This window comes from Algibacter miyuki (assembly GCF_030409805.1).
Taxonomy (GTDB): domain Bacteria; phylum Bacteroidota; class Bacteroidia; order Flavobacteriales; family Flavobacteriaceae; genus Algibacter; species Algibacter miyuki.
On sequence record NZ_JAUFQP010000010.1, the window covers coordinates 878,226 to 903,280 of the forward strand.

The 25,055-nt window shown below is 34.2% G+C and carries 27 protein-coding genes and 1 tRNA gene; 21 read left to right on the forward strand and 7 right to left on the reverse strand.

The genetic code is table 11. The features are described 5' to 3' along the window. Positions 1 to 100: 100 nt before the first annotated feature. Positions 101 to 406, forward strand: coding sequence for a rhodanese-like domain-containing protein (locus tag QWY92_RS11775; protein ID WP_290271466.1), 306 nt, complete (start codon positions 101 to 103; stop codon positions 404 to 406). On the opposite strand, the gene QWY92_RS11780 is transcribed toward QWY92_RS11775, so the two are convergent. Next, a complete protein-coding gene (locus QWY92_RS11780; RefSeq protein WP_290271467.1) occupies positions 401 to 1,015 on the reverse strand; it encodes a DUF4230 domain-containing protein in 615 nt (204 codons plus the stop codon). The two genes, QWY92_RS11775 and QWY92_RS11780, sit on opposite strands and share 6 nt — an antisense overlap. Before the next feature lie 472 nt (positions 1,016 to 1,487). Then, complete coding sequence (locus QWY92_RS11785) at positions 1,488 to 2,432, reverse strand: GSCFA domain-containing protein (RefSeq protein ID WP_290271469.1); 945 nt, start codon at positions 2,430 to 2,432, stop codon at positions 1,488 to 1,490. Positions 2,433 to 2,536: 104 nt separating this feature from the next. Between QWY92_RS11785 and QWY92_RS11790 the strand changes: the two genes are divergently transcribed. From QWY92_RS11790 to QWY92_RS11850, 13 genes are read left to right on the forward strand one after another with little or no spacing between them, the layout of a single operon-like run. Next, a complete protein-coding gene (locus QWY92_RS11790) occupies positions 2,537 to 3,430 on the forward strand; it encodes a MerR family transcriptional regulator (RefSeq protein ID WP_290271471.1) in 894 nt (297 codons plus the stop codon). 44 nt (positions 3,431 to 3,474) lie between these two features. Then, positions 3,475 to 4,956 (forward strand): bifunctional phytoene desaturase/3,4-desaturase, encoded by a 1,482-nt coding sequence (locus QWY92_RS11795; protein ID WP_290271473.1) that lies wholly within the window; start codon positions 3,475 to 3,477, stop codon positions 4,954 to 4,956. Further along, positions 4,940 to 5,782, forward strand: coding sequence for a phytoene/squalene synthase family protein (locus tag QWY92_RS11800; protein WP_290271475.1), 843 nt, complete (start codon positions 4,940 to 4,942; stop codon positions 5,780 to 5,782). The genes QWY92_RS11795 and QWY92_RS11800 overlap by 17 nt, the downstream gene beginning before the upstream one ends. Beyond that, on the forward strand, positions 5,782 to 6,207 hold the full coding sequence (locus QWY92_RS11805; protein ID WP_290271477.1) for a hypothetical protein: 426 nt from the start codon (positions 5,782 to 5,784) through the stop codon (positions 6,205 to 6,207). The genes QWY92_RS11800 and QWY92_RS11805 overlap by 1 nt, the downstream gene beginning before the upstream one ends. After that, on the forward strand, positions 6,204 to 6,659 hold the full coding sequence (locus QWY92_RS11810) for a sterol desaturase family protein (protein WP_290271479.1): 456 nt from the start codon (positions 6,204 to 6,206) through the stop codon (positions 6,657 to 6,659). The genes QWY92_RS11805 and QWY92_RS11810 overlap by 4 nt, the downstream gene beginning before the upstream one ends. Then, positions 6,659 to 7,357, forward strand: coding sequence for a lycopene cyclase domain-containing protein (locus QWY92_RS11815; protein WP_290271481.1), 699 nt, complete (start codon positions 6,659 to 6,661; stop codon positions 7,355 to 7,357). Before QWY92_RS11810 ends, QWY92_RS11815 begins: the two co-directional genes overlap by 1 nt. After that, a complete protein-coding gene (locus QWY92_RS11820) occupies positions 7,344 to 7,817 on the forward strand; it encodes a TspO/MBR family protein (protein ID WP_290271482.1) in 474 nt (157 codons plus the stop codon). The genes QWY92_RS11815 and QWY92_RS11820 overlap by 14 nt, the downstream gene beginning before the upstream one ends. An 11-nt stretch (positions 7,818 to 7,828) precedes the next feature. Then, complete coding sequence (locus tag QWY92_RS11825) at positions 7,829 to 8,488, forward strand: TetR family transcriptional regulator C-terminal domain-containing protein (RefSeq protein WP_290271483.1); 660 nt, start codon at positions 7,829 to 7,831, stop codon at positions 8,486 to 8,488. Further along, entirely contained in the window at positions 8,485 to 9,795 is a 1,311-nt protein-coding gene (locus QWY92_RS11830; protein ID WP_290271485.1) for an ABC1 kinase family protein, read from the forward strand. Before QWY92_RS11825 ends, QWY92_RS11830 begins: the two co-directional genes overlap by 4 nt. Continuing rightward, positions 9,796 to 10,407, forward strand: coding sequence for a flavin reductase family protein (locus QWY92_RS11835; protein ID WP_290271487.1), 612 nt, complete (start codon positions 9,796 to 9,798; stop codon positions 10,405 to 10,407). Positions 10,408 to 10,413: 6 nt separating this feature from the next. After that, complete coding sequence (locus QWY92_RS11840; RefSeq protein ID WP_290271488.1) at positions 10,414 to 11,091, forward strand: SDR family NAD(P)-dependent oxidoreductase; 678 nt, start codon at positions 10,414 to 10,416, stop codon at positions 11,089 to 11,091. Between the two features lie 8 nt (positions 11,092 to 11,099). After that, complete coding sequence (locus tag QWY92_RS11845; protein WP_290271490.1) at positions 11,100 to 11,585, forward strand: SRPBCC family protein; 486 nt, start codon at positions 11,100 to 11,102, stop codon at positions 11,583 to 11,585. Continuing rightward, positions 11,575 to 12,864 carry a cryptochrome/photolyase family protein gene (locus tag QWY92_RS11850; protein WP_290271491.1) on the forward strand — a complete coding sequence of 430 codons (1,290 nt, stop codon included), beginning with the start codon at positions 11,575 to 11,577 and terminating at the stop codon, positions 12,862 to 12,864. The genes QWY92_RS11845 and QWY92_RS11850 overlap by 11 nt, the downstream gene beginning before the upstream one ends. Positions 12,865 to 12,915: 51 nt before the next feature. Here the strand turns inward: QWY92_RS11850 and alaS are convergent, their stop codons facing one another. Next, positions 12,916 to 15,531: an alanine--tRNA ligase gene (alaS, locus tag QWY92_RS11855; RefSeq protein WP_290271493.1), complete on the reverse strand. Its 2,616-nt coding sequence runs from the start codon at positions 15,529 to 15,531 to the stop codon at positions 12,916 to 12,918. A 195-nt stretch (positions 15,532 to 15,726) separates the two neighbouring features. Between alaS and QWY92_RS11860 the strand changes: the two genes are divergently transcribed. The 5 genes from QWY92_RS11860 (at position 15,727) to QWY92_RS11880 (ending at position 19,082) form a co-directional block, all read left to right on the forward strand. Beyond that, positions 15,727 to 16,698, forward strand: coding sequence for a M23 family metallopeptidase (locus QWY92_RS11860; protein WP_290271495.1), 972 nt, complete (start codon positions 15,727 to 15,729; stop codon positions 16,696 to 16,698). After that, entirely contained in the window at positions 16,698 to 17,027 is a 330-nt protein-coding gene (locus QWY92_RS11865) for a MerR family transcriptional regulator (protein WP_290271497.1), read from the forward strand. Before QWY92_RS11860 ends, QWY92_RS11865 begins: the two co-directional genes overlap by 1 nt. Before the next feature lie 118 nt (positions 17,028 to 17,145). After that, complete coding sequence (locus tag QWY92_RS11870) at positions 17,146 to 17,739, forward strand: LemA family protein (RefSeq protein ID WP_290271499.1); 594 nt, start codon at positions 17,146 to 17,148, stop codon at positions 17,737 to 17,739. A 40-nt stretch (positions 17,740 to 17,779) separates the two neighbouring features. Further along, entirely contained in the window at positions 17,780 to 18,223 is a 444-nt protein-coding gene (locus tag QWY92_RS11875; RefSeq protein WP_290271500.1) for a TPM domain-containing protein, read from the forward strand. Positions 18,224 to 18,230: 7 nt separating this feature from the next. Continuing rightward, the gene (locus tag QWY92_RS11880) at positions 18,231 to 19,082 is read left to right on the forward strand and encodes a TPM domain-containing protein (protein WP_377878711.1); all 852 of its coding nucleotides are present in this window, start codon (positions 18,231 to 18,233) and stop codon (positions 19,080 to 19,082) included. A gap of 456 nt (positions 19,083 to 19,538) precedes the next feature. Here QWY92_RS11880 and der read toward each other — a convergent pair whose 3' ends face one another. Continuing rightward, on the reverse strand, positions 19,539 to 20,843 hold the full coding sequence (gene der / locus QWY92_RS11885; protein ID WP_290271502.1) for a ribosome biogenesis GTPase Der: 1,305 nt from the start codon (positions 20,841 to 20,843) through the stop codon (positions 19,539 to 19,541). Positions 20,844 to 20,940: 97 nt separating this feature from the next. Between der and QWY92_RS11890 the strand changes: the two genes are divergently transcribed. Next, positions 20,941 to 21,438, forward strand: coding sequence for a GTP-binding protein (locus QWY92_RS11890; protein ID WP_290271504.1), 498 nt, complete (start codon positions 20,941 to 20,943; stop codon positions 21,436 to 21,438). A gap of 146 nt (positions 21,439 to 21,584) precedes the next feature. Here the strand turns inward: QWY92_RS11890 and era are convergent, their stop codons facing one another. Further along, positions 21,585 to 22,469, reverse strand: coding sequence for a GTPase Era (gene era, locus QWY92_RS11895; protein ID WP_290271506.1), 885 nt, complete (start codon positions 22,467 to 22,469; stop codon positions 21,585 to 21,587). A 161-nt stretch (positions 22,470 to 22,630) separates the two neighbouring features. After that, positions 22,631 to 23,359, reverse strand: a complete 729-nt coding sequence (locus QWY92_RS11900) for a BamJ family beta-barrel-assembly machinery protein (RefSeq protein WP_290271508.1) — start codon at positions 23,357 to 23,359, stop codon at positions 22,631 to 22,633. Between the two features lie 218 nt (positions 23,360 to 23,577). On the opposite strand from QWY92_RS11900, the gene QWY92_RS11905 reads away from it, so the two are divergent. After that, positions 23,578 to 24,849 carry a D-alanyl-D-alanine carboxypeptidase gene (locus QWY92_RS11905; RefSeq protein WP_290271511.1) on the forward strand — a complete coding sequence of 424 codons (1,272 nt, stop codon included), beginning with the start codon at positions 23,578 to 23,580 and terminating at the stop codon, positions 24,847 to 24,849. A 70-nt stretch (positions 24,850 to 24,919) separates the two neighbouring features. Here the strand turns inward: QWY92_RS11905 and QWY92_RS11910 are convergent. Beyond that, a tRNA-Tyr gene (locus tag QWY92_RS11910) sits at positions 24,920 to 25,001 on the reverse strand. Positions 25,002 to 25,055 lie beyond the last annotated feature (54 nt).

Below are 25,055 nucleotides of genomic sequence, written 5' to 3' on the forward strand. Positions count from 1 at the left end.
TTTCTAATAAATTAGGATTGAAATATACACAAAAATATCAAGTAACACAGGTTACATTACTTTATTAAAACATCATGATATTTGCATAAATAAAAACAATATGGGACTATTACATTTTCTTTTTGGAAACAACAATAAAACAATTACAGATTTTAAAAATCGAGGTGCCATAATTATTGATGTTCGTAGCACTAACGAATACAGCCAAGGTGCTATTTTAAATTCGGAAAATATTCCGCTACCAAATATTGAATCTAAAATTGATTATTTAAAAAGCCTAAACAAACCCATAATTACCTGTTGTGCCAGTGGTGTTCGATCGGGGAAAGCAGCAAAAATTCTAAAAGCACACCATATTGAAACCGTGAACGGCGGTGGCTGGGCCAGTTTACAAAATAAATTATAATTTAATTTTCAGTAATTCTTCGCTATTCGTAATAGGCATACTGTTATATTCTAGCGTCCATCCCAGCGAATTTGTTAAAATATAAAATTTAGACAGTTCACTAATTAAACGGTTTTCTGCATTCTTTTTTAAATCGGAAGCTTCTAACTTTTTTTCTAAAGATTTTTTCACAATCACCTTTATAGCATTGTAATCTTTAGCTTCAAAAGGGTTTAAAAAATCTGCCTGAATATCATAATACTCAAAATCAGGGCTAATTTTTATTTCTTCCTTCGGAATTTTTACAATGGTTAGTGTTTTGGTTGAAGCGTTAACATTGAACTCTATTTTACTTAAATCGTAAGCCACAGTAACATCAGCATTAACAACCACTAACGCCTTTTTTTCAGAAGTAAAATAATCACCAAAAATAGCTTTGGAGTTTTTATAATTAAACACTTCACTAAAATGGCCTTCGGTAACAATGAGTTTACCAACGTTTTTTATTTGCTCTTGGATAAGCGCCGAGTTTTCTTGAAGTACGATGTTCTCGTTTTGCTTATCGCCACAATATTTAAAGGTGAATAATACCACTAAAGTAATAATGACACCGAATAGAATTTTTCGCATAGTGCTAAAATAAAAAAACATCAGTTTACTTCGACAATAAAGCCTAACTAATGTCATTTATGTTAACACTTGCTAACGGTACAAATATACACACAACCTTCGTTTTACATGTTACATAAAGGTTACGCTTAGTTTAATTAACGGTCAAAAAACATAGCAAAAAAAAACACCCCTCACAAAACTAACTAAAGTTTTATAATTGGGGTGTTTTTAAATGAACTGATTAATAGCAGGATAAATCTAACTCAATCTCATAATTTTGTACTAATTTTTCGACAAAACGTCATTAAATAAGGTTTAAGTACGAAGCCAAAAATTAAACTTTAAAAGAATAAAATAAGGATTAAAAATACCTCATTTGTTTTGGTGGAAATTTTCAACAAATCACTAAGCTGTTTTACACAGTTAAGACAACTTCGTGAACATTAATTAATCCAACTCACTAATTAGATGATAATTAAGTAATAAAATATTAAAAAGAAATATGAGGATAGCAGGTTTGAATTTGCTCCTTCTTAACGTCTAACTTTTGAAGAAACTTAAAATGAGCTTCTGAATTTGGATTAAAAGGTTTATGCTGAATTCCTTTTTGAATATCCATAACCGTTTGCATGGTTTTTAAAGCACCACTAGAAATCCAAACCTGTTGAAATTTTCCCCAAATATATTTAATAGCAGTTTCATTAGGGTGCAACATATCTTCCTTATAAAAACGATAATCCCGAAGTTCGTCCATCATAATTTCAAAAGAAGGAAAATAAATAACGTTTTCGCTTAGCACTTGATGAATAGCCGCTAACAAATTTGATTTACTTTGAGTATTTTCAATAAATCCGTCTTTTATATGCCGTACTGGAGACACTGTAAAAATAACAGAAGCCTTAGCATTAACAGATTTGATATTCGCTAAAACCATCTGTAAAGAATTTAGAACCTCTTCAACAGATAGTATTTTTTTTCTGAAGTTTTTTTGTGGCACTTTATGGCAATTAGCAACCGTTTTACTCGTTTCAATTTCAGTATAAACCCAAGAAGTTCCTAGAGTAATAATAATATGTGTAGCATTTTTTAATTGCTCTCGAGCAGCTTCAACTTGATTATTCAATCGCGTTAACAACTCGCCTTTGGATGTATCGCTTAATTTTGAATGCGCATCAAAACAATGCCATTGTTCATTATTAAAAAACACATCTGCATCGGCATACTGATAACCATTTATAGCATTAGAAACCAATCGCTCGATAGCTTTTGGATGAAATAAAATCCCAAACGGATTAATAGTCGTTTGAAATTTAGATGCCTCTAACTGCGCTCCAATATTTTCAACAAAACAAGACCCCAATAATAACATTTTAGAACTATAATCTATTTGATTGTTTTCTCTCGGCTTTAGTGGTATTTGGGTTTGTAATTTCATTGATAACAACATGCATTTATACATCAAAAGTAAGCATTAATAGATAAGCTTTTTATGTAAGCTCATAAAAAAACGTATATTTGTTTAACAAAAAATAAAAAACATTGAACGAAATTAAGCGCAACTTTACTATAAAAGATCTTGAAAACATTTCAGGAATTAAGGCGCACACCATTCGTATTTGGGAAAAACGCTATAGTTTACTCTCTCCACAACGAACCGACAGCAACATTAGACTATATTCTGCCGCAAACTTAAAGAAATTACTCAATATTGTTCTGCTTAAAACCCATGGTTATAAGATTTCAAAAATAGCAGAAATGGATACCAAAACCATTAGAAACACGGCTCGGGAACTCGCCAGTAAAAACGCTATTAACGATGCCGCTTTAAACGCTTTCAAACTAGCAACAGTGCAATTTGACAGTAAATTATTTAACGCGACTTATAACAAACTTTTACAAACTACACCCTTTAGCGAGATATTTAAAACCAACTTTATTCCGTTATTAAATTTTATTGGAATGCAATGGCAAACAGACACATTACTTCCTGCAAACGAACATTTTACATCTAATTTAATCACTCAAAAACTACTGATTCAATCGGAGAAAATAGAATCTTCTACTTTAGTTTCAGAAACCACCTATGTTTTATTTCTACCCGAAAATGAAATTCACGAAATTGGCTTACTATACCTCAACTACGAACTCTTGTTACGAGGAGGAAAAACCATTTACCTGGGCAGAAGCCTCCCCTTAGACAATTTAATCTCGTTTTTTAAAAGCGATGAGGAAATTTGCTTTATAACTTCAACAACTGTAAGTCCGTCATCAGATATTATTACAAAATACTTTAAGGATTTAGACGTATATTTAACACAAAAGAACCACAGCTTATTAGCATCGGGACAGCGGTTAAATCAGTTAGAAGGCATCTCGTTTAAATCGAATATAAAACTATACCCAACCATAGTCGAGTTATTAAAAGATTTATAATTAAATCAGTTTTGTTTAATAATTTACTATATTTGTTAAACAAAATGAAAAAACAAATTCACATTATCGGTTCTGGCTTCTCTGCACTATCAGCATCATGCTATCTTGCACAAGCCGGTTACAGCGTTGAAACTCTAGAAAAAAACGCTCAAATTGGGGGCCGCGCTCGCCAATTTAAAAAGGACGGTTTCACATTCGACATGGGGCCAACGTGGTATTGGATGCCCGATGTATTCGAAAAATTCTTTGCTGATTTCGGTAAAAAACCATCAGATTTTTATCAATTAGAAAAACTAGATCCCGCATATAAAGTTTTTTTTGAAGACGGTACAGCAATAACAATTCCTGGAACACTCAAAGAAATTTACGCCTTGTTCGAAAAAGAAGAAAAAGGAAGCTCTAAGCATTTAGCAACTTTTTTAAAATCGGCTAAGTTTAACTACGACGTGTCTATAAACGATTTAGTGTACAAACCAGGTGTATCACCACTAGAACTTGTTACACCAACAACAATAAGCAAAATAACACAGTTCTTTTCAAGCATTAGAACACAAGTTAGAAAAAATATAAAAAGCCCTAAACTTATTGAAATTTTAGAATTTCCGGTATTATTCCTAGGCGCTAAGCCAAGCACTACACCGGCGTTTTATAATTTCATGAATTATGCTGATTTTGGACTAGGGACTTGGCACCCAAAAGGCGGAATGCATCAAGTGATTGACGCTATGGTGAGCTTAGCAAAAAGCTTAGGCGTTTATTTTAAAACCAACGCCAATGTTGACAGCATTGAAATAGATGATAACAAACAGGTGAAAGGCCTTTATATAAACGGTGTTTTTACACCTTCGGAAATGGTATTAAGCGGTGCCGATTACCATCATACCGAAACCTTATTACCAAAACAGTATCGTCAATATTCCGAAAAATATTGGGACAAAAAAGTATTTGCTCCATCATCTCTTTTGTTTTATGTTGGTTTCAATAAAAAACTAGATAATATTTGTCATCACACTTTATTCTTCGATACGGATTTTGACACTCATGCCGAAAGTATTTACGACACCCCAAGTTGGCCGAAAGACCCGTTATTTTACGCTAGTTTCCCATCGGTAACAGATGACACTTTTGCACCTGACCTTAAAGAGGCGGCTACATTTTTAATTCCGTTAGCGCCAGATCTTGAAGACACCCCAGAATTACGGGAGAAATATTTTAACATCATCATAAAAAGATTAGAAAAGCTCACCAACCAAAATGTGGTAAGCGATATCCTCTTCAAAGAAAGTTATTGTGTTAAAGATTTTAAAGCCGATTACAACTCCTACAAGGGCAATGCCTATGGATTAGCAAATACTTTAACACAAACCGCATTTTTAAGACCAAAAATTAAAAGTAGTAAGATAAAAAATTTGTATTTTACAGGACAGTTAACTGTTCCTGGCCCGGGAGTCCCTCCAGCATTAATCTCCGGAAAAATTGCGTCGAATTTAATTTTAAAACACGATAGCCATGAAACAACTATTTGATGAGGTTTCTTACTCGTGCAGTAAGCTCGTTACTCAAAAATACAGCACATCATTTTCGTTAGCGGCTAAAATGTTATCACCTAAAATACGAGCAGCCATTTATAATATTTATGGCTTTGTCCGTTTTGCTGATGAAATAGTAGATTCTTTTCATGACTATGATAAAGAAGATTTATTAAACCGGTTTGAACAAGACTATTACCTATCTAAAGAAAAAGGTATTAGCCTAAACCCTATTTTAAATGCTTTTATTCATACGGTAAATCAATACCAGATTCCAGATCATTTAGTGCAATCTTTTTTAAAAAGTATGCGCGCCGATTTACACAAAACAGAATACACCACCGAGGAAGACTACAAAGCCTATATTTATGGTTCTGCAGATGTGGTTGGCTTAATGTGCTTAAAAGTTTTTGTTAACGGAAACAACGATCAATACAACACACTTAAAGACGCCGCGATGCGCTTGGGTTCTGCTTTTCAGAAGGTGAACTTTTTAAGAGATTTAAAGGACGACATGGACATTTTAAACCGTTCATACTTTCCAAACATTAATTTAAGAGCTCTAGACACCGATTCTAAAAACATCATTATAGCAGATATTGAAGCCGATTTCGATTTCGCTTTTAAAAATGGCATATTAAACCTGCCTGTTGAAGCAAAACTTGGTGTTTATATGGCTTATCGCTATTACAAGAAACTACTGAAGAAGTTAAAAAACACACCATCTTCAAAAATTACAAATACTCGAATTAGGGTTTCAAACCCAATGAAAATAAACCTTTTGGCGCGTAGCTACATTAAATACAAATTAAACATTATGTAATGCTTTACCTATATTTCATATTACTCTTTCAAAATACTACTCCAAATTATATTGAAGCGTATCATGATATTACGGATAAAAATCAAGAGTTACAATTTATAGAAAGGTATAAAAACAGTAAAGATGTAAGCGAGCAAGCCTATGTAATTTCATTACAAATGAAACAAGCCGAATACAAAATATTCCCTTGGGCGAAACTTAGTATTTTCAATACAGGAAAAAGTAAACTGGAAGCTTTAATTAGTGAAAATCCAGAAAATATTGATTTACGCTATGTAAGATTGGTAATACAAGAGCAATTACCTAAACTTTTAAATTACCACGCTCATATTGAAACAGACAAAGCATTTTTACAAAATTTATTAAACAAACCAGACCATACAGATTATTTAGATTCGTATATATTAGAAAACACATCATTATGACCATTTTAATTTACTTTATAATTACAGCTATTACCTTCGTGATTATGGAAGGTATTACTTGGTGTACCCACAAATTCATTATGCACGGTTTTGGATGGTTTTTACATGCCGATCATCATCAACCAGGATATCCCCACGTTTTTGAGAAAAACGATGCTTTTTTTATCATTTTTGCTACGCCTAGTATTTTACTATTTTACTTCGGAATAAGGCCTGAACTCAACTATTTATTTTTTATCGGCTTGGGTATTCTTTGTTATGGTATCGCTTATTTTTTAATACACGATGTACTTATCCATAGACGGTTTAATTGGTTTAAAAACACCAATAACTGGTACTTAAGAGGCTTACGGAAAGCTCATAAAATTCACCATAAACATTTAGACAAACCTGACGGCGAATGCTTCGGGATGCTTTTTGTGCCTTTAAAATATTTTAAAAAAAGACAATAATGCCATACCTATATCTCATACTAACCTTGGGCAGCTTAAGCATTCCGCTATTGTACAGTGTTTTTGAAAAAAAATTTCACTTTATACAACATGCTAAAAATGCATTTTTAAGCATTATCATTGTTGCTATACCTTTTATCATTTGGGACGCACTATTTACCAAGTTCGGTATTTGGGGTTTTAACGACACCTATCATTTACCATATAAACTTTTAGGTATGCCTATTGAAGAATGGCTCTTTTTCTTTTGCATTCCTTACGCTTGCTTATTTACTCACGAAGTACTAAGCTACTTTTTAAAAGACTTTAAACTGTCGAAAACCGCAACTATTGTTAGCGGCGTACTTTTAATATTGTTAGTCTTTATACTTTTAATATTCAATTTCGGCAAATGGTACACCACATTAAATTTCATATTTTTCTTACTATTACTATCATACGGGCTACGCTTCCAACTGCATGTTTTACAACGCTACTTCTTAAGCTTTTTAGTTATTTTAGCTCCATTTTTATTGGTAAACGGCATTCTTACGGGCAGTTTTATAGACATCCCAGTAGTTTGGTACAACCCTCAAGAAATCATTGGTTTTAGGATTTTCACTATCCCTGTCGAAGATGCTTTTTACGCTTTCAACTTACTATTTTCAATACAACTTATTTTTAACGCTTTAAAAACAAAATCATATGGAAAACAATAAAATTATTCGCTTTGTTTTGTTTTTATGTTTCAACATCTTAGCCTTAGGTATTGGCGTTTTAATTATGTCAGACGGGCCACAATCAGCTTGGTACACATCGCTAAACAAAGCACCTTGGACACCAGACAATTGGGTGTTTGGTGCGGCATGGACATGCATTATGGTTGCCTTTTCTGTTTACATGACCGCATTAACTTATCGATTTCCTTTTACACATCATCCACTAATTAAGCTTTATGCTTTACAATGGGTTTTAAATGTATTATGGAATTTCTTGTTTTTCAACCAACACTTGGCCATTTTAGGCTTAATAAATATTACAGCCTTATGGTTACTCATAGGTTATTTCACATTCAACTACATTAAAACTTTAAAGTATTACACATTATTTATAGCGCCATATTTAATATGGATAACGATAGCGACCAGCTTAAACGCCTATATCGTCTTTAACAATTAAAACAAAAACACATGGCTAGAAAAAAAAATATTACCGCCGACAAAATAATAGATTTATACATGTCTACCTTATTGATAGACGACAACATACCTAAAACAGTGTATGCATTTGCACATGCTAATAATTTTGAAGAAAACGACTTCTATAAATATTTTAGCAATTTTGATGTTTTAGAAAAACACATATTTTCACTGTTTTGCGAAAACACCATCGCTTTATTAATAGAAAACGAAGATTACGCGCATTACGCACCAAAAGATAAATTGTTAAGCTTTTATTTTACCTTTTTTGAAATGCTAAATGCGAACAGATCTTATGTTTATTTAAAGCTAGCACAAAACAAAAACAAGTTAGAAGCCTTAAAGCTGCTCTCTAAACTTAGAACAACCTTTCTAAAATACATTGAAAGTGAGATTTACACCAACAACGTAGATTTAAAAAATAAAACACTTAATTCTCTAAATAAAAAAGGTACTAACGAAACCGCTTGGGCTCAACTATTATTCACCATACAGTTTTGGCTGGAAGACACATCTCCAAATTTTGAAAAAACAGATATTTTCATAGAAAAATCGGTGCAAGTTAGTTTCGATTTAAAAGAAATAAAACCACTAGAAAGCGTTTTAGATTTTGCGAAGTTTCTTTGGAAAGAAAAAACAATGACCACATGAAAACAATAGATAAAATACCGACATCAAAAATACAACGTGCCACTAAATTAGTAAGCACCGGACTTAAGGTTGGCGTAAATTATGCCAAATATTATGGTGAAAAAATGGTAAAAACAGAGGCTGAAGCTAAAGATAATTTAAATGAAGCCAATGCTACCGATATATATGATGGTTTAAAAAACCTGAAAGGTTCCGCATTAAAAGTGGCGCAAATGCTTAGCATGGAGAAAAATATTTTACCCAATGCTTATGTAGAAAAATTTTCGTTGTCGCAATTTTCCGTTCCACCTTTATCTGCACCACTTGTTGCTAAAACGTTTAAAAAATATTTCAAAAAAACACCTTCGGAAGTTTTTGATACGTTTACAGCAGAATCTGTAAATGCAGCCAGTATTGGTCAAGTACACAAGGCTACAAAAGGAGACAAAAAACTTGCCGTTAAAATTCAATATCCTGGTGTCGCAGATAGTATTTCATCAGATTTAGCCCTTGTAAAACCTATCGCCCTGCGTATGTTCAATATTAAAGGTGAAGGTACCGATGATTATTTTAAGGAAATCGAGAACAAACTTATAGAAGAAACAAATTACACGCTCGAACTTCAACAAAGTATTGAAATTGCTGAAGCTTGCAAACATATTCCGAATTTAAAATTCCCGAAATACTACGAAGAATTTTCATCTAGTAAAATCTTAACAATGGATTGGATGGATGGACTTCATATTTCAGAATTCACAAAACAGAATAATGATCCTGCGGTTTCCAATAAATTAGGACAAGCCTTATGGGATTTTTACATGTTCCAAATGCACACCTTAAAAAAGGTACATGCAGACCCACATCCTGGCAACTTTTTAGTATCGCCAGATAATGCGTTAATCGCTATAGATTTTGGTTGCATGAAAGAAGTGCCGCTAACTTTTTACACGCCTTATTTTGAATTAGCTAAAAAAGAAAACATTGAAAACCCTGCTTTTTTTGAAGCGAAATTATATGAATTAGAAATTTTAAAACCAACCGATTCTCAGGAAGAGATTGTGTTTTTTAAAGCCCTATTCCACGAAATGTTATCCCTTTTTACAACACCTTTACAGCAAGAGGTTTTCGATTTTTCAAATCCAACATTTTTCAACAAAATAGCAGAATTAAGCACCAAATATGCGCAAAGCACAGAGCTTAAAAAAATGAATGGTAATCGCGGCTCAAAACATTTCATCTACATCAATAGAACATTTTTTGGATTGTATAATTTAATGCACGATTTACAACCAAACCATATTATAATAAACAATTATAAAACCCTATAAATGCATTTTAGCCGTAACGATATAGACCAACTCGATCATATTTATAAAATAAATTTGATTAATAGTATTTCCGGCTACAAACCTGCAAATTTAATAGCGACTAAATCTAAATCAGAACTAACCAATGTGGCTGTTTTTAGTTCTGTAGTACATTACGGTTCTGCACCTCCTATTTTAGGTTTTGTACTGAGACCAACGACGGTAAGGCGCCATACTTTCGATAATATAATAGAAACAGGTTATTACACCATTAATCATATTAACGAAGCTATTGTTGAAGATGCTCATCATACATCGGCTAAATACCCTAAAGACGTATCAGAATTTGATAAAACGAAATTAGACGAGGAATACAAAAATAATTTTCATGCACCATTTGTAAAGCAATCGTTAATAAAAATGGGGATGAAATTTTTACAAAAAATAAATATAGAAGCCAATGGTACTATTTTAATTTTAGGCGAAATAACAGATCTATATATTAACGACAGCCTGATAGAAAATGATGGATTTGTAGATTTAATGAAAGCTAAAACAGCTGTAATAAATGGCCTAGACACATATGCCACACCAACCAAAAGCAAAAAACTAACCTACCAAAGACCTAAATAAAGAATTATGAAAAAACTAGTTATTATTGGTGGCAGTAAAGGTATTGGCCAAGCCATTATAAACGCATTAAAAGACACATACAGCATTATAAACATCAGTCGTACAGGGATAGAAACATCTTCTACAATTACGCAACATACTTTAGATGTTTTAGAAGATGATCTGCCTGAAATAGATAGCATAGACGCTCTTGTGTATTGCCCAGGAAGCATTAACTTAAAAGCTTTATCTCGTTTAGAAATAGACGACTTTAAAAACGATTTCAACATTAACGTTTTAGGCGCTATAAAAACTATAAAACATTACGAAAAAGCTTTAATAGAAGGTCATGGAAGTGTGGTTCTATTCAGTAGTGTAGCCACACAAATGGGCATGCCTTTTCACGCTAGTATTGCCACAAGCAAAGCGGCCTTAGAAGGATTAACAAAATCGTTGGCAGCAGAATATGCAACAAAAATACGTTTCAATATTATTGCCCCAACTATTACAGACACGCCATTGGCTTCTCGATTATTACGAAATGAAAAACAAAGAGAAACCATGAGCGAACGCCATCCATTAAAATCAATTTTAGATCCTAATGAAGTAGCTGCACTAACCAAATACTTGTTATCTAGCGATGCTAAATCAATTTCCGGACAAACATTCCCAATAGATGCGGGAATAACCAGTCTTAAACTCTAAACTTCATTATGATTAACATAAAAAAACATTCCGGAATTTACACCTTAGAGGCTACACAAGAAATTGATATTCCGTTACACGAAGCTTGGTCTTTTTTTAGTTCTCCTAATAATCTAGAAAAAATTACACCTTCAGAAATGGGTTTTAAAATCACATCTGAAGTTGACAAAAAGGCTTATGCCGGACAAATAATAACTTATAAAGTTGGTATTCTACCAGGTATAAACACAAATTGGGTTACAGAAATAACACAAGTTAAAAACGAATCTTTCTTTATAGACGAGCAACGTTTTGGCCCATACAAAATGTGGCATCACGAGCATTGGTTTTATAGCCAACCTGACGGAAAAACATTAATGAAAGATAAAATTTCATACAAAATACCTTTCGGCATTTTAGGAGATTTAGCTCAAACACTTTTTATAAAAAAACAATTAAAAGGAATATTCGAATACCGTTTTAAAACTTTAGAAACCTACTTTAATGAAAAATAAAACAACCCTATTTTGGTTTCGACGCGATTTAAGATTAGAAGATAATACTGCTTTACATTACGCCCTAAAATCTAGCAACAATGTATTACCTCTTTTTATTTTTGATGATGATATTTTAGACTCATTACCTAAAAATGACGCTAGGGTTTCTTTTATTCACAGCACTTTAGAAAACATAAACAAGAAACTTACCGAATTTGGATCTAGCCTTATTGTAAAAAAAGGATCGACTTTAAACGTTTGGAAAGCGCTCATCCAAGAATATAATATTGAACGCGTATTTTTCAATAAAGATTACGAACCATACGCTATAAAAAGGGATCTTGAAATTTCAGAGTTATTAAATTCTAAAGAGATAGAAACAAAGTCTTTTAAAGACCAAGTTATTTTTGAAGAAAACGATATTCTGAAAAACGACAATACACCTTACACCGTATTTACGCCTTTCAAAAATAAATGGCTGAAAGCATTTGATAAAACAGTTGATCTTTCTGATTTCAAAATAGATACTTCGAAATTTCACAAACACAACACACCTTTTCCAACCATAAAAGATATCGGCTTTATACGAAGTAAAATTCGTGTAAAACATTATAATTTAATAGCGTTAAAAAATTACGATACCGTAAGAGATTTTCCTGCAGAAGATAAAACATCATACCTATCGCCACATTTACGTTTCGGTTTGGTAAGCACCCGAAAAATGGTAGAAATTGCTTTAGAAACCAACGCTGTTTTTTTAAGTGAATTGATTTGGCGCGAATTTTTCATGCAAATCCTCTTTCATTTCCCCAAAGTAGTTACCGATAATTTCAAACAAAAATACGATGCCATCCCTTGGCGCAATAACGAAGAGGAATTCAAAGCCTGGTGCGAAGGCAAAACAGGCTACCCGATGGTAGATGCCGGTATGCGCCAATTGAACAAAACCGGCTACATGCATAACCGTGTACGCATGGTAACCGCTGGTTTTCTATGCAAACACCTTTTAATAGATTGGCGTTGGGGCGAAGCTTATTTCGCTGAAAAGTTGCTAGATTACGAACTCTCTGCAAATAATGGAAATTGGCAGTGGGCTGCTGGCACAGGTTGTGATGCCGCACCTTATTTTAGAGTTTTTAACCCTGCCGAACAACTTAGAAAGTTTGACAAAAACACAGAATACATCAGGACCTGGGTTGAAGATTACGATGAATTAACCTATCCGCAACCTATAGTCGAACATAAATTAGCACGAGAACGTGCTATTTCTACATACAAAAAAGCGCTAAACCCTTAATTAAGGTTTAGCGCTTTTTCATTATTAACAATGAATTAAAACAATTCTGTTTTATCCAATATAGGCCTTTGCCCCATCTAACGCTTTTGTAATACCATCTGGATTTTTACCGCCAGCAGTTGCAAAAAATGGTTGTCCACCGCCACCACCTTGGATATGTTTACCAAGTTCGCGAACTACTTGCCCAGCATTTAAGCCTTTACTAGCCACTAATTCTTTAGAGATGTAGCAAGATAACAATGCTTTTCCGTTTTGTTCGGTTGCAAATAATAAGAATACATTATCAAACTGCGATCCTAAATCGAAAGCTACATCTTTTAATCCGCCAGCATCCAAATCTAATTTTTTGGCTAAAAACTGAACGCCATTAATTTCAGCTAACTCACTTTTTAATTCACCTTTTATATTTTTAGCTTTATCTTTTAATAAACCTTCAATTTGCTTTTTAAGATTGGTGTTTTCATCTTGTAAATTCTGAAGTGCTTTTACAGGCTCTTTAGCATTGTTAAGCAAATCTTTCATTTCGAAAAACGTTCTGTTGTTTTCAGAATAAAAATCTTTTACAGCATCGTTAGTGATAGCTTCAATTCTTCTAATTCCAGCTGCAACGGCACCTTCTGAAACTATTTTAAAATGCCAAATATCACCGGTATTCTTAACGTGTGTTCCACCACAAAGCTCAATAGATTGTCCAAAACGAATAGCACGAACCGTATCGCCATATTTCTCTCCAAACAAACTCATAGCTCCATCGGCAATTGCTTCTTCTTTTGGTACATTTCTTTTTTCCACCAAAGGTAATTTACCTTCTATTCTAGCGTTTACAAAGTTTTCTACATCTTGTAACTCTTCTGTTGTTAATTTAGAAAAATGCGAGAAATCGAAACGTAAATACTTAGAGTTTACAGCCGATCCTTTTTGCTCTACATGAGTTCCTAAAATCTCTCTTAAGGCCTGATGTAATAAGTGTGTTGCTGTATGATTACTCTCTGTACGATTACGTTGCTTTTCATCTACTACCGCTTTAAAGCTTTCGTTAATATGCTTTGGTAAATTTTTAGCAAAGTGAATAATAACGTTACTTTCTTTTTTAGTATCTAAAATATAAACCACATCGCCATGGGCGTCTTCCAAATAGCCTTTATCTCCAACTTGCCCTCCGCCTTCTGGGTAAAACGGCGTTAAGTTAAATACTAACTGATACATTTCGCCATCTTTTTTAGAAACAACTTTACGGTATCTTGTTAATTTCACCTGAGCTTCAAGCGCATCATAACCAACAAATTCTTCTTCGGAATCGTTACTTAAAATCGTCCAATCATCTGTAGACATTTCACTAGCTGCACGCGAGCGATTCTTTTGCTTTTGTAATTCTTCATTAAAACCCTTTTCATCTAACTTCAATCCTTTTTCAGAAAGAATAAGCGCCGTTAAATCTATTGGAAAACCATAAGTATCATACAATTCGAAAGCGCGCTCTCCAGAAACGGTATCACCTTTTGTAGTTTCTACAATTCTATTTAATAACACCAAACCTTGATCTAATGTTCTTAAAAACGATTGTTCTTCTTCTTTTATAACATTTTCAATTAGTTGTTTTTGAGCTTTTAATTCCGGGAAAGCATCACCCATTTTATCACTTAAAACAGATACTAATCTATAAATAAAAGGTTCTTTTTTATCTAAAAATGTAAATCCGTAACGCACAGCGCGACGTAAAATTCTTCGGATAACATAACCTGCACCAGTATTACTTGGCAACTGGCCATCTGCAATTGAAAAAGCTACAGCACGCACGTGATCGGAAATCACACGAATAGCAACATCGACCTCTTCGTCCTTATTATATTCTTTATTAGTAATGGTTTCAATCTCGCGAATAATTGGTGTAAACACATCGGTATCATAGTTAGATTGCACACCTTGTAAAACCATACAAAGACGCTCAAACCCCATACCTGTATCAATATGCTTATCTGGTAAAGACTCTAAACTTCCGTTCGCTTTTCTGTTGTACTGCATAAAAACCAAGTTCCATATTTCAACCACTTGTGGATGATCCATGTTTACCAAATCTTTACCAGAAACTTTAGCTTTTTCTTCCGCAGAACGAATATCGACGTGTATTTCACTACAAGGACCACATGGACCTTGATCGCCCATTTCCCAGAAATTATCTTTTTTATTTCCTTTTAAAATACGGTCTTCCGATATATATTTTTTCCAAAAATCGTAAGCTTCCGTATCCATACTTAAGTTATCGTCATCGTCACTGCCCTCAAAAACAGTCACGTACAAGATATCTTTATCTATACCATAAACATCAACTAAAAGTTCCCAAGCCCAAGCAATAGCTTCTTTTTTAAAGTAATCGCCAAAACTCCAGTTACCCAACATTTCGAATAAGGTGTGGTGGTAGGTATCATATCCCACTTCTTCCAAATCGTTATGCTTTCCAGAAACACGTAAGCATTTTTGCGAATCGGTAATTCTATTATTTTTAGGTTGGGCGTTTCCAAGAAAATACTCTTTAAAAGGCGCCATCCCAGCGTTTACAAACATAAGGGTTGGATCATCTTTTAAAACCATGGGAGCCGATGGCACAATACTATGCTTTTTATCTTCAAAAAAACTTAAAAACTTAGCGCGGATATCTTGAGACTTCATATATAAAATATTCTCTTTTTAGTTATTTTCTATTAATTACGAAACAATTTTTATCTTTACTTTTGAAATTAAAAGAGGACAAACTAAGCTTTTCCGATTCTATTGATAATAAATCACTAGCTTTGTTCGTTCTGCATTAAAATTTGTAGAGCTAAAGCAAAAATTGTACAGCGCAAAAATAGTATAAAAATAGTAATGAGTAAGGTAAAATATTATTACGATTCTGAATCACTTTCGTACAAGAAGATTGAGCGAAGAAAACGAACCACATTTAAGTACGCTTTTATGTTTGTTTTGGCCGCTGCTTTATTTGGGTTTCTATTTGTATTTATAGCCAGTCAATATGTGGCATCACCTAAAGAGCGGGCACTTGCGAGAGAATTACACAACATGCAATTGCAGTATGAATTGCTAAATAAAAAAATGAACGAAGCAGAAGCGGTTTTAGCCAATGTTGCAGATAGAGATAATAATATTTATCGGGTTTATTTTGAAGCAAACCCGATTCCTGAAGCGCAACGAACTGCAGGGTTTGGTGGTATTAACCGATATAAAAACTTAGAAGGTTTTGATAATTCTAAACTTATTGTTGCGAGCAATAAACGTTTGGATGTATTGCAAAAACAAATTGTAGTACAGTCAAAATCTTTAGATGAAATAGCTGTTCTGGCGAAAGAAAAAGAAAAACTATTAGCCGCCATTCCGGCCATTCAACCCGTAAACAATAAAGATTTATCGCGTATGGCGTCGGGTTACGGTATGCGATCGGATCCGTTTACAAAGGTTAGAAAAATGCACTGGGGCATGGATTTCACAGCACCTAGAGGCACACCTATTTACGCAACAGGAGACGGTATTGTAGTGCGTGCAGACTCTGGATCTACAGGTTACGGAAACCATATTAGAATAGATCATGGTTTTGGATATACTAGTCTTTACGCGCATTTGTACAAATATAATGTTAGAAAAAACCAGAAAGTAAAACGTGGCGATTTAATTGGGTTTGTTGGCAGCACAGGCCGCTCGCAAGCACCACATTTACATTATGAAATTTTTAAAGATGGCGACCGCATAAACCCGATGAATTTTTACTACGGAAGTTTAACTGCGGAAGAATATAGCGAACTATTAGAGCACGCTTCATTAGAAAACCAATCTCTAGATTAATGCATATAGATTTACCAGAAAAACGATATTATGCTATTGGCGAAGTAGCCAAAGCTTTTGATGTAAACACATCTTTAATACGCTTTTGGGAAAAAGAATTCGACGTGCTAAAGCCTAAAAAAAATGCTAAAGGCAACCGTAAATTTACGCCCGAAGATATTAAGAACTTAAAATTCATCTATCATTTAGTGAAAGAACGAGGTTTTACACTAGAAGGTGCCAAAACCCATTTGAAAGAAGAAAAGAAAGTTGCTTTAAACAACTTCGAAATCATCAGTAAATTAGAAGGTATTAAAACACAACTTATTAAAATAAAAGAACATCTATAACTTTTATTATACAGAATTTAGGCGCTTAAATTTACTTTTTCTGAAAAAGAAGTAACTTTTTTAATAATTATGCGTCTTACTTATTGAGATCTTAAACCAAATTACAAATTATATTATCATGAAGAAATTTTTACCATTAATTATAATCGCTATTCTAGCTATCGGAGCTTACTCTTGGGCTAAAGGCTTCAACAATACGGCGGTAACTTTAAAAGAATCTGCCACAAAAACATGGGCCAATGTAGAAAGTAGCTACCAACGTAGAAACGATTTAATCGGGAATTTAGTAAAAACCGTACAAGGTGCTGCCGATTTTGAAAAAGGCACGTTAACAGCAGTTATTGAAGCTCGAGCAAAAGCAACCTCTATTAACATAGACCCAACCAATATAACACCAGAGCAGTTAGCCAAGTTTAATGAAGTTCAAGGTGGATTATCTGGAGCTTTAAAAAGTTTATTAGTTACCGTAGAGCGTTACCCAGAGTTAAAGGCGAACCAAAACTTTTTAGAATTACAAAGTCAGTTAGAAGGTACAGAAAACCGCATTAATGTTGCTAGAGATCGTTTTAACGGTACCGTAGAACCTTACAACATGCACATTAAAACCTTTCCTAATTCTTTGTTAGCAGGTTTATTTAACTTCGAACCTATGAGCTACTTTAAAGCAGAAGCTGGAAGCGAAAAAGCTCCAGACGTCGACTTTAATTTCTAAGTAACCAACCTATTTAATTTCACCCTAGCACCGTTTACATATGGCATCCAAAGTTGAATCTTTTTTAACAAAAACAGAAGAACAAGACATTGTTGAAGCTATTCGGTTAGCCGAATTAAACACCTCGGGAGAAATACGAGTTCATATTGAAAACACTTCTAATGGCGATGCGACACATCGGGCTTTAGAAGTGTTTCATTTTTTAAAAATGGACAATACCAAACTTCAAAACGGGGTCCTTATCTATGTAGCCATAACCGATAAAACCTTTGTTATTTATGGAGACACCGGCATAAACAACGTGGTTCCAAAAAACTTTTGGGATAGCACAAAAGATATTATGCAATCGCACTTTAAATTAGGCAATTTTGAACAAGGTATTGTTGAGGGCATTCAGAAAGCAGGCGAACAGCTAGAAACTTATTTCCCATGGAAACATGATGATATCGATGAATTATCTAATGAAATTTCTAAAGGACAATAAACAAAATATGCAGTACTCCGTATTCAGTATTCAGTTGCCGTTTAAGATGAAAAACAATTTTATCTTGACGTTACTGCTGGCGCTTTTATCTTTTAATTTTTCTTTTGCGCAGTATGAAATTCCTGAAAAACCAGATCTCCAAACCAGTGTTTACGATTATTACAATCTGTTAAGCGCTTCGGAAAAAAGTAGTTTAGAGCAAAAACTCGTAAAATATTCTGATACGACCTCAACACAAATTGTTGTGGCTATTATTGCATCTTCTGAAGGTGAAAACATAAATTATTTAGGTGCACAATGGGGACAAGCTTGGGGTATTGGTCAAGCTAAAGAAGATAATGGTGTGCTTATTTTATTAGCCCGTGATGATAGACGCATTGCTATTAACACTGGTTATGGCGTTGAGCATTTACTTACAGATGCCATGTCTAACCGTATTATTAACCTTGACATTATTCCTTATTTTAAGCGAAACGATTATTACGGCGGACTAAACCGTGGTGCCGATGCTATTTTTGAAGTCTTAAAAGGCGAATATAAAGGGACTAGAAAAGCATCTAAACAAGGAGAAGAATCGCCTGCTGGTTTTATCTTTTTACTGATTATCATCTTTATTATTATCATGATTTCCATTTCGAAAAACAAACGTGGTGGCGGTGGTAATAATGGTGGCAGATCATCTGGCACAGGTATTCTCGAAGCTATTATTTTGAGCAATCTAGGACGCGGTAATTACCGAGGTGGTTCTTCTGGAGGCTTCGGAGGAAGTTCTGGTGGTGGTTTCGGCGGAGGCGGTGGCTTTGGTGGCGGTTTCGGTGGTGGCGGCTTTGGTGGCGGTGGTGCTTCTGGTGGTTGGTAATTTTTTACTAAGCCATTTTCAGTAACCAATTTTCAGTTGCAATCGCTGAATTCAAGGCTTACTCTTGGATGTTTAATCGGTTGTATTTTTCCCTAGTAAGGAGCAACCCCATAAGTGTAATCTTATATTCATATTAATATCACTTTATACTGCGATTAGTGCTTTGTACTTTACACTATCATTTAAGTGTTTTTATCTATAATTTCACGTCTTTACTGTTTTTAGATTGCAAAATCTAAGGCATAAAAAAAACTGGTTTTACTCGTCCTTTATAGGCGTTGTAAAACCAGTTTCTAGTCTTTATTTTGGCGGATTGGCCTGCGTTAAGGATTGAGGCTTTGTTGGAGCTCTTTTTGTGTTGTTGCACTTATGCAACACAAAAAAGCGACTGCCGAAAGCCTGACCCTTTTTAGGGTAACGCCCAAATTATTATTTTTAAAAACGTTTAATTGTTTCTTATTTTTTACGCATGTACACACTTATTGGCACGCCTTTAAAATCGAACTGTTCGCGCAGTTTATTTTCTAGGAAACGTTTGTAAGGTTCTTTTACGTATTGTGGTAAATTACAGAAAAACGCAAATTGCGGTTGCGGTGTTGGCAACTGCATGATGTATTTAATTTTTACGTATTTTGCTTTGTAAGCCGGTGGTGGGTAACTTTCTATTATTGGTAAGAAAATTTCGTTTAGCTTACTTGTTTTAATCTTTTTAGATCGGTTTTTGTAAACTTCCACTGCGGTTTCAATGGCTTTGTATATACGTTGTTTGGTAAGTACGGAAATAAACACCACGGGCACATCGGTAAATGGCTCCATTTGTTGTTTGATAACGCGTTCGTACTCTTTCATTGACTTGTGATCTTTTTCTACTAAATCCCACTTGTTTACAAGAATAACGATACCTTTTCGGTTTCTTTGAGCTAACCAAAAGATATTTTGTACTTGTCCGTCAAATCCTCTGGTGGCATCTAAAACAATTAAACACACATCGGAATGCTCGATGGCTCGTACACTACGCATTACAGAGTAAAATTCTAAATCTTCTTTTACTTTGGATTTACGTCTAATTCCGGCAGTATCGACTAAATTGAAATCGAAACCAAAACGGTTGTATTTTGTATCTATAGAATCGCGAGTAGTTCCTGCTATATCGGTAACAATGTAACGATCTTCGCCAATTAAGGCGTTTATAAATGAAGATTTTCCTGCGTTTGGACGCCCTACAACGGCAAAACGAGGTAATGTTTCTTCTTCTACGTCTTCCTTTTCTGGTAAGGCTTCAACTAGAGCGTCTAATAATTCTCCTGTTCCACTACCATTAATACTGGCAACAGTAAAATAATCGCCTAAACCTAATGAATAAAATTCTACGGCATCTTTGGCACGTTTCCCGTTATCTACTTTGTTTACTACTAGAAAAACAGGTTTGTTTACACGGCGTAAAAGCTCGGCAACATCTTCGTCCATCCCAGTAACTCCATCTTCTACGTCTACCATAAAAATAATGGCATCGGCTTCTCCAATGGCTAATTCTACTTGTTTATCGATTTCTGCTTCAAAAACATCATCACTTCCTAGCACATATCCACCAGTATCGATTAACGAAAATTCTTTACCATTCCAATCACTTTTTCCGTAATGACGATCTCTTGTAACACCACTAACGGCATCTACAATAGCCTCACGGCGTTGTATTAAACGATTGAAAAAAGTTGATTTGCCAACATTTGGTCTTCCTACTATTGCTACTATATTACTCATAAGTTTTGTTTTTATGCATTACATATCCTGTAAGCGGCTGCAAAGATAGTGTTTAGTTCGTTAGAAAAGAGTATTTTGCTTTCCTAATGAATTAATTATGAATACGCCTTTAAATGAAATTGTACTTCGCCCGCGGTTTAAAATTGAGCTACCTCGTGCAAACACGTCTGTTTTAACGGCTTTTGAAGATCGAAAAACCGAATCGCAGGAGTTTATTGTGTCGTGTATTGACGACCATGTTTTTATAAAATTTCCGAAAGCGCAACAACATTTTTGGTCGCCACAGTTACATTTAGAGATTAATGAGGTGGATGAAAACAACTGTATTGTCCGAGGTTTATTTGGACCGAGCCCAACCGTTTGGACTATGTTTATGTTTTTTCACTTTGTGGTAGCAGCCTTATTTATTGTTTTTGGCATTTGGGCATATACCAATTGGAGTTTAAAGTCGCCCTACCAAATTCAAGTTATTGCTTTGGTTATTTTAACCTTAATATGGTTTGCGCTTTACTTTGCCGGCCGCGTGAGTAAGTTTTCTAACCAAAAAGAAATGAATGCCTTACATCGCTTTATGCATCGTATTTTAGAGGCATAAAAAAAGCTTTAATCGCGACGACCAAAGCTTTTTAACTCTTACTAACTCAAACAAACCAAATTCCGTTTTTTGGTTCGTGCAAATATCAGTTGTATAGATTATGTAAACGTTACCTAAATAAAAACTTAATATTAGCTTTTAAGTTTCTATTTCTGATTATATCCAAAACGGCGTAACTGGTTTTGATTGCTTCTCCAGTTTTTATTCACCTTTACATAGAGTTCTAAATGAATTTGTTTTCCGAAGAATTTCTCCAAATCTTTTCTAGCCTCTACGCCTACGCGTTTTAATGCCGCGCCTTTATGGCCAATAATAATCCCTTTTTGGGTTTCGCGTTCTACCATAATAACGGAACGCATGCGGATAATTTTTTCTTCCTCGAAAAACTCTTCCGTTTCAATTTCTACAGCATAAGGAATTTCCTTTTTATAATGTAACAGAATTTTTTCGCGAATGGTTTCGTTTATAAAAAAACGTTCTGGCTTATCGGTTAATTGATCTTTTGGATAAAAGGCTGGCGATTCTGGTAATAATTCAATAATTCTATGAAATACTTCTTTCACCTGAAAACCTTGTAATGCTGAAATAGGAATAATTTCGGCATTTGGCACTTTTTGTGCCCACAATTGCACTTGTGTTTCCAATTGTGCTTGATCTGAAATATCAATTTTATTTAACAATAATAAAACTGGAATTTTAGATGCTGTAATTTTATTAAAAAACGCTTCATCTTTTAAGGCTTGCTCGCCTATTTCTACCATGTAGATTAGAATATCAGCATCTTCAAAAGCCGACTTTACAAACCCCATCATAGATTCTTGCAGTTCGTAAGCGGGCTTAATAATACCTGGCGTATCACTTAATACCACCTGAAAATCTTCACCATTTACAATACCTAAAATTCTATGACGCGTGGTTTGCGCTTTCGAGGTAATAATGGATAGTTTTTCACCAATAAACGCATTCATTAGTGTTGATTTCCCAACGTTTGGATTACCAATAATATTTACAAAACCTGCTTTATGGCTCATACTTTTTCAATTTATTAAGTTGCAAAGTTACAACCTTTATTTTTTTGAATTTAATAAAACAAAAAAGACTGCCTTTTTCAGACAGTCTTTTTCATATTTAAATTTCATTTTAAGTGTTTTTAGAACTCTTGTTCTCACACTTAAAACGATTGAATTTTAAATTACTTAACGATTTCTAATAATTCAACATCGAATACTAAAACATCGAAAGGCTTAATTTTTCCACCTCTTGGTGTTGCTCCGTAACCTAATTCTTGTGGTACAAAGAATTTATATTTAGAACCAACAGTCATTAACTGTAAACCTTCTGTCCAACCTGGAATAACTTGCGTTACACCAAATGTTGCAGGCTCACCTCTATCTACAGAGCTATCAAAAATAGTTCCATCAGTTAACGTTCCGTGGTAGTGTACTTTTACTTGAGAAGCTGTTGTTGGCTTTTCACCATTACCTTCTTTTTCAACAATATATTGTAATCCACTTTCAGTTACTTTAACACCATCTTTAGATTTGTTTTCTTCTAAAAACTTTTCGCCAGCAATTTTAACTTCTCCAAATTCAGCTTCAGCCTTTTTAGCCGCTGCTTCTTGTTGCTTAGCCATATCTTCCTGTTGTTTCTTTTGGAAGTATGCTTGAACTACCTGTTGCGCTTTAGCTTCATCAAACAATACGTTTGTAGAATCAGAAACATTTGAGAAACCTTGCATAAATAAATCCTTATCGAATTCTGTAAAACTTCTTTTTACATTTTTAGCAACGTCCATTCCAATAGCATAACTTACTGAATCTAGTTCTGTTTTTACCGGCTTGTTTGTAACTCCACCGTTATTATTACATGAGCTCATTAACGCAGTCAACGTTACAACGCTTAAAATTTTAATTATTTTCATTTCAATATTTTAATTTAATTAGGTGCCAAAAGTAGGGAAATTTAAATGAGAATAAAATTTGTTTAAGTGCATTTTAACAAATTTTCTTAAACCTTAATAATCCTCAATATCACTCACAACAAAGCTCTTTTTTATGAAGCAACACCAAACGGGATACATTTTTATTAGTTACATTTGAGAAACATTGTACTTTATAAACCTATTTTGAAATGAAAATTATGCGTTCGAAATTAAATATTTACTTCACTTTTATTGTTATGTTGATGTTGGGTTCAGGCTGTAAATCTTCTAAAACTGAAAAGAAGATAAACAAAACATTCGACACCAGTTTTTATAACAATCAATTTACAGGTTTTTTAGTTTACAACCCAAAAACCAAAGACACGATATACCAGCACCATGCTGGTAAATATTTCACGCCAGCAAGTAACACCAAAATCTTCACACTTTACACGGCTTTAAATCTGTTGCCCCATAGCATTCCCGCCTTTAAATATGCGGTAAAAAACGACACACTCACCATAGTAGCCACGGGAAACCCAGCATTTCTTCATACTTACTTTAAAGACAGTACGGCTTTAAATATGGCAAAGCATTATAAACACATTAATATTGTTGATCAGAATTTAACCGACGACAAATTTGGTCCAGGTTGGGCTTGGGAAGATTACGACACTTATTTCAGTGCCGAACGCAGCGCTTTTCCTACTTACGGCAATGTGGTAACCATAAGTAACCTAGATAGCTTAATAGCCACGCCTCGTGTTTTTAAAAACGACATAGTCATCACCAGTAACAACAAACGTAGAGCCTTTAACGACAATACTTTTTTCTACAAGCAAAATACTATCGATTCTGTTGAAATTCCAATGGTTATAAATCGAATGACTTCGGAAAAAATATGGGCAGACTTATTACCAAATAAAGTCAGTTTTACTAATAATATTCCTTCAGCATTAAAAACCGTTTACAGCATACCATCCGATAGTTTATACAAACGTATGATGCATGAAAGCGATAATTTCTTAGCAGAACAAATGCTTATTATGGCATCATCTACTTTATCGGACACTTTGAGTTCTGGTAAGGTGCGAACATTTATTCTGAAAAATCAATTAAAAACCTTGTCAGAAAAACCGCGATGGGTTGATGGGTCTGGCTTAAGCCGATACAATTTGTTTACACCAAAAAGTTTTGTGCATGTACTTTCAAATTTATATGAAGCATTTCCAAAAAATCGATTATTTAATCTATTTCCTGCCGGTGGGGCATCGGGTACATTAAAAAAATGGTATGCTGGAGATAATGAACCGTATATTTATGCCAAATCTGGCACTGTAGGCAACAACTATGCGTTGAGTGGTTACTTAATTACAAATAAAGGTGAAACGCTTATTTTTAGCTTCATGAACAACCATTACACCAAACCTACTTCGGAAGTAAAACAAAACATGCAATCCATTTTTGAATGGCTGCGAGATACTTATTAAAAGCAGGAAAACAATTTCGAAATATTATAAAACAAAAAAGTCTGCTAGAAGCAGACTTTTTAAGTTTGTGTGGGGAGAGCAGGATTCGAACCTGCGAAGACGTAGTCAGCAGATTTACAGTCTGCCCTCGTTGGCCGCTTGAGTATCTCCCCAAAACTGACCGCAAATATATTATTGTTTTTAATTCTACAAAACAAAAAACATAT

Bases quoted from the DNA above. Each gene is read 5' to 3' on its own strand.
- QWY92_RS11800 (WP_290271475.1), top strand. From the start codon at position 4,940: ATGAAACAACTATTTGATGAGGTTTCTTACTCGTGCAGTAAGCTCGTT.
- QWY92_RS11805 (WP_290271477.1), top strand. From the start codon at position 5,782: ATGCTTTACCTATATTTCATATTACTCTTTCAAAATACTACTCCAAAT.
- QWY92_RS11890 (WP_290271504.1), top strand. From the start codon at position 20,941: ATGAATACGCCTTTAAATGAAATTGTACTTCGCCCGCGGTTTAAAATT.
- QWY92_RS11900 (WP_290271508.1), bottom strand. From the start codon at position 23,359: ATGAAAATAATTAAAATTTTAAGCGTTGTAACGTTGACTGCGTTAATG.
- alaS (WP_290271493.1), bottom strand. From the start codon at position 15,531: ATGAAGTCTCAAGATATCCGCGCTAAGTTTTTAAGTTTTTTTGAAGAT.
- QWY92_RS11905 (WP_290271511.1), top strand. From the start codon at position 23,578: ATGCGTTCGAAATTAAATATTTACTTCACTTTTATTGTTATGTTGATG.
- QWY92_RS11850 (WP_290271491.1), top strand. From the start codon at position 11,575: ATGAAAAATAAAACAACCCTATTTTGGTTTCGACGCGATTTAAGATTA.
- QWY92_RS11880 (WP_377878711.1), top strand. From the start codon at position 18,231: ATGCAGTACTCCGTATTCAGTATTCAGTTGCCGTTTAAGATGAAAAAC.
- QWY92_RS11845 (WP_290271490.1), top strand. From the start codon at position 11,100: ATGATTAACATAAAAAAACATTCCGGAATTTACACCTTAGAGGCTACA.
- QWY92_RS11835 (WP_290271487.1), top strand. From the start codon at position 9,796: ATGCATTTTAGCCGTAACGATATAGACCAACTCGATCATATTTATAAA.
- QWY92_RS11775 (WP_290271466.1), top strand. From the start codon at position 101: ATGGGACTATTACATTTTCTTTTTGGAAACAACAATAAAACAATTACA.
- QWY92_RS11810 (WP_290271479.1), top strand. From the start codon at position 6,204: ATGACCATTTTAATTTACTTTATAATTACAGCTATTACCTTCGTGATT.
- QWY92_RS11780 (WP_290271467.1), bottom strand. From the start codon at position 1,015: ATGCGAAAAATTCTATTCGGTGTCATTATTACTTTAGTGGTATTATTC.
- QWY92_RS11860 (WP_290271495.1), top strand. From the start codon at position 15,727: ATGAGTAAGGTAAAATATTATTACGATTCTGAATCACTTTCGTACAAG.
- era (WP_290271506.1), bottom strand. From the start codon at position 22,469: ATGAGCCATAAAGCAGGTTTTGTAAATATTATTGGTAATCCAAACGTT.
- QWY92_RS11795 (WP_290271473.1), top strand. From the start codon at position 3,475: ATGAAAAAACAAATTCACATTATCGGTTCTGGCTTCTCTGCACTATCA.
- QWY92_RS11785 (WP_290271469.1), bottom strand. From the start codon at position 2,432: ATGAAATTACAAACCCAAATACCACTAAAGCCGAGAGAAAACAATCAA.
- QWY92_RS11825 (WP_290271483.1), top strand. From the start codon at position 7,829: ATGGCTAGAAAAAAAAATATTACCGCCGACAAAATAATAGATTTATAC.
- QWY92_RS11840 (WP_290271488.1), top strand. From the start codon at position 10,414: ATGAAAAAACTAGTTATTATTGGTGGCAGTAAAGGTATTGGCCAAGCC.
- QWY92_RS11865 (WP_290271497.1), top strand. From the start codon at position 16,698: ATGCATATAGATTTACCAGAAAAACGATATTATGCTATTGGCGAAGTA.
- QWY92_RS11820 (WP_290271482.1), top strand. From the start codon at position 7,344: ATGGAAAACAATAAAATTATTCGCTTTGTTTTGTTTTTATGTTTCAAC.
- QWY92_RS11875 (WP_290271500.1), top strand. From the start codon at position 17,780: ATGGCATCCAAAGTTGAATCTTTTTTAACAAAAACAGAAGAACAAGAC.
- QWY92_RS11870 (WP_290271499.1), top strand. From the start codon at position 17,146: ATGAAGAAATTTTTACCATTAATTATAATCGCTATTCTAGCTATCGGA.
- der (WP_290271502.1), bottom strand. From the start codon at position 20,843: ATGAGTAATATAGTAGCAATAGTAGGAAGACCAAATGTTGGCAAATCA.
- QWY92_RS11830 (WP_290271485.1), top strand. From the start codon at position 8,485: ATGAAAACAATAGATAAAATACCGACATCAAAAATACAACGTGCCACT.
- QWY92_RS11815 (WP_290271481.1), top strand. From the start codon at position 6,659: ATGCCATACCTATATCTCATACTAACCTTGGGCAGCTTAAGCATTCCG.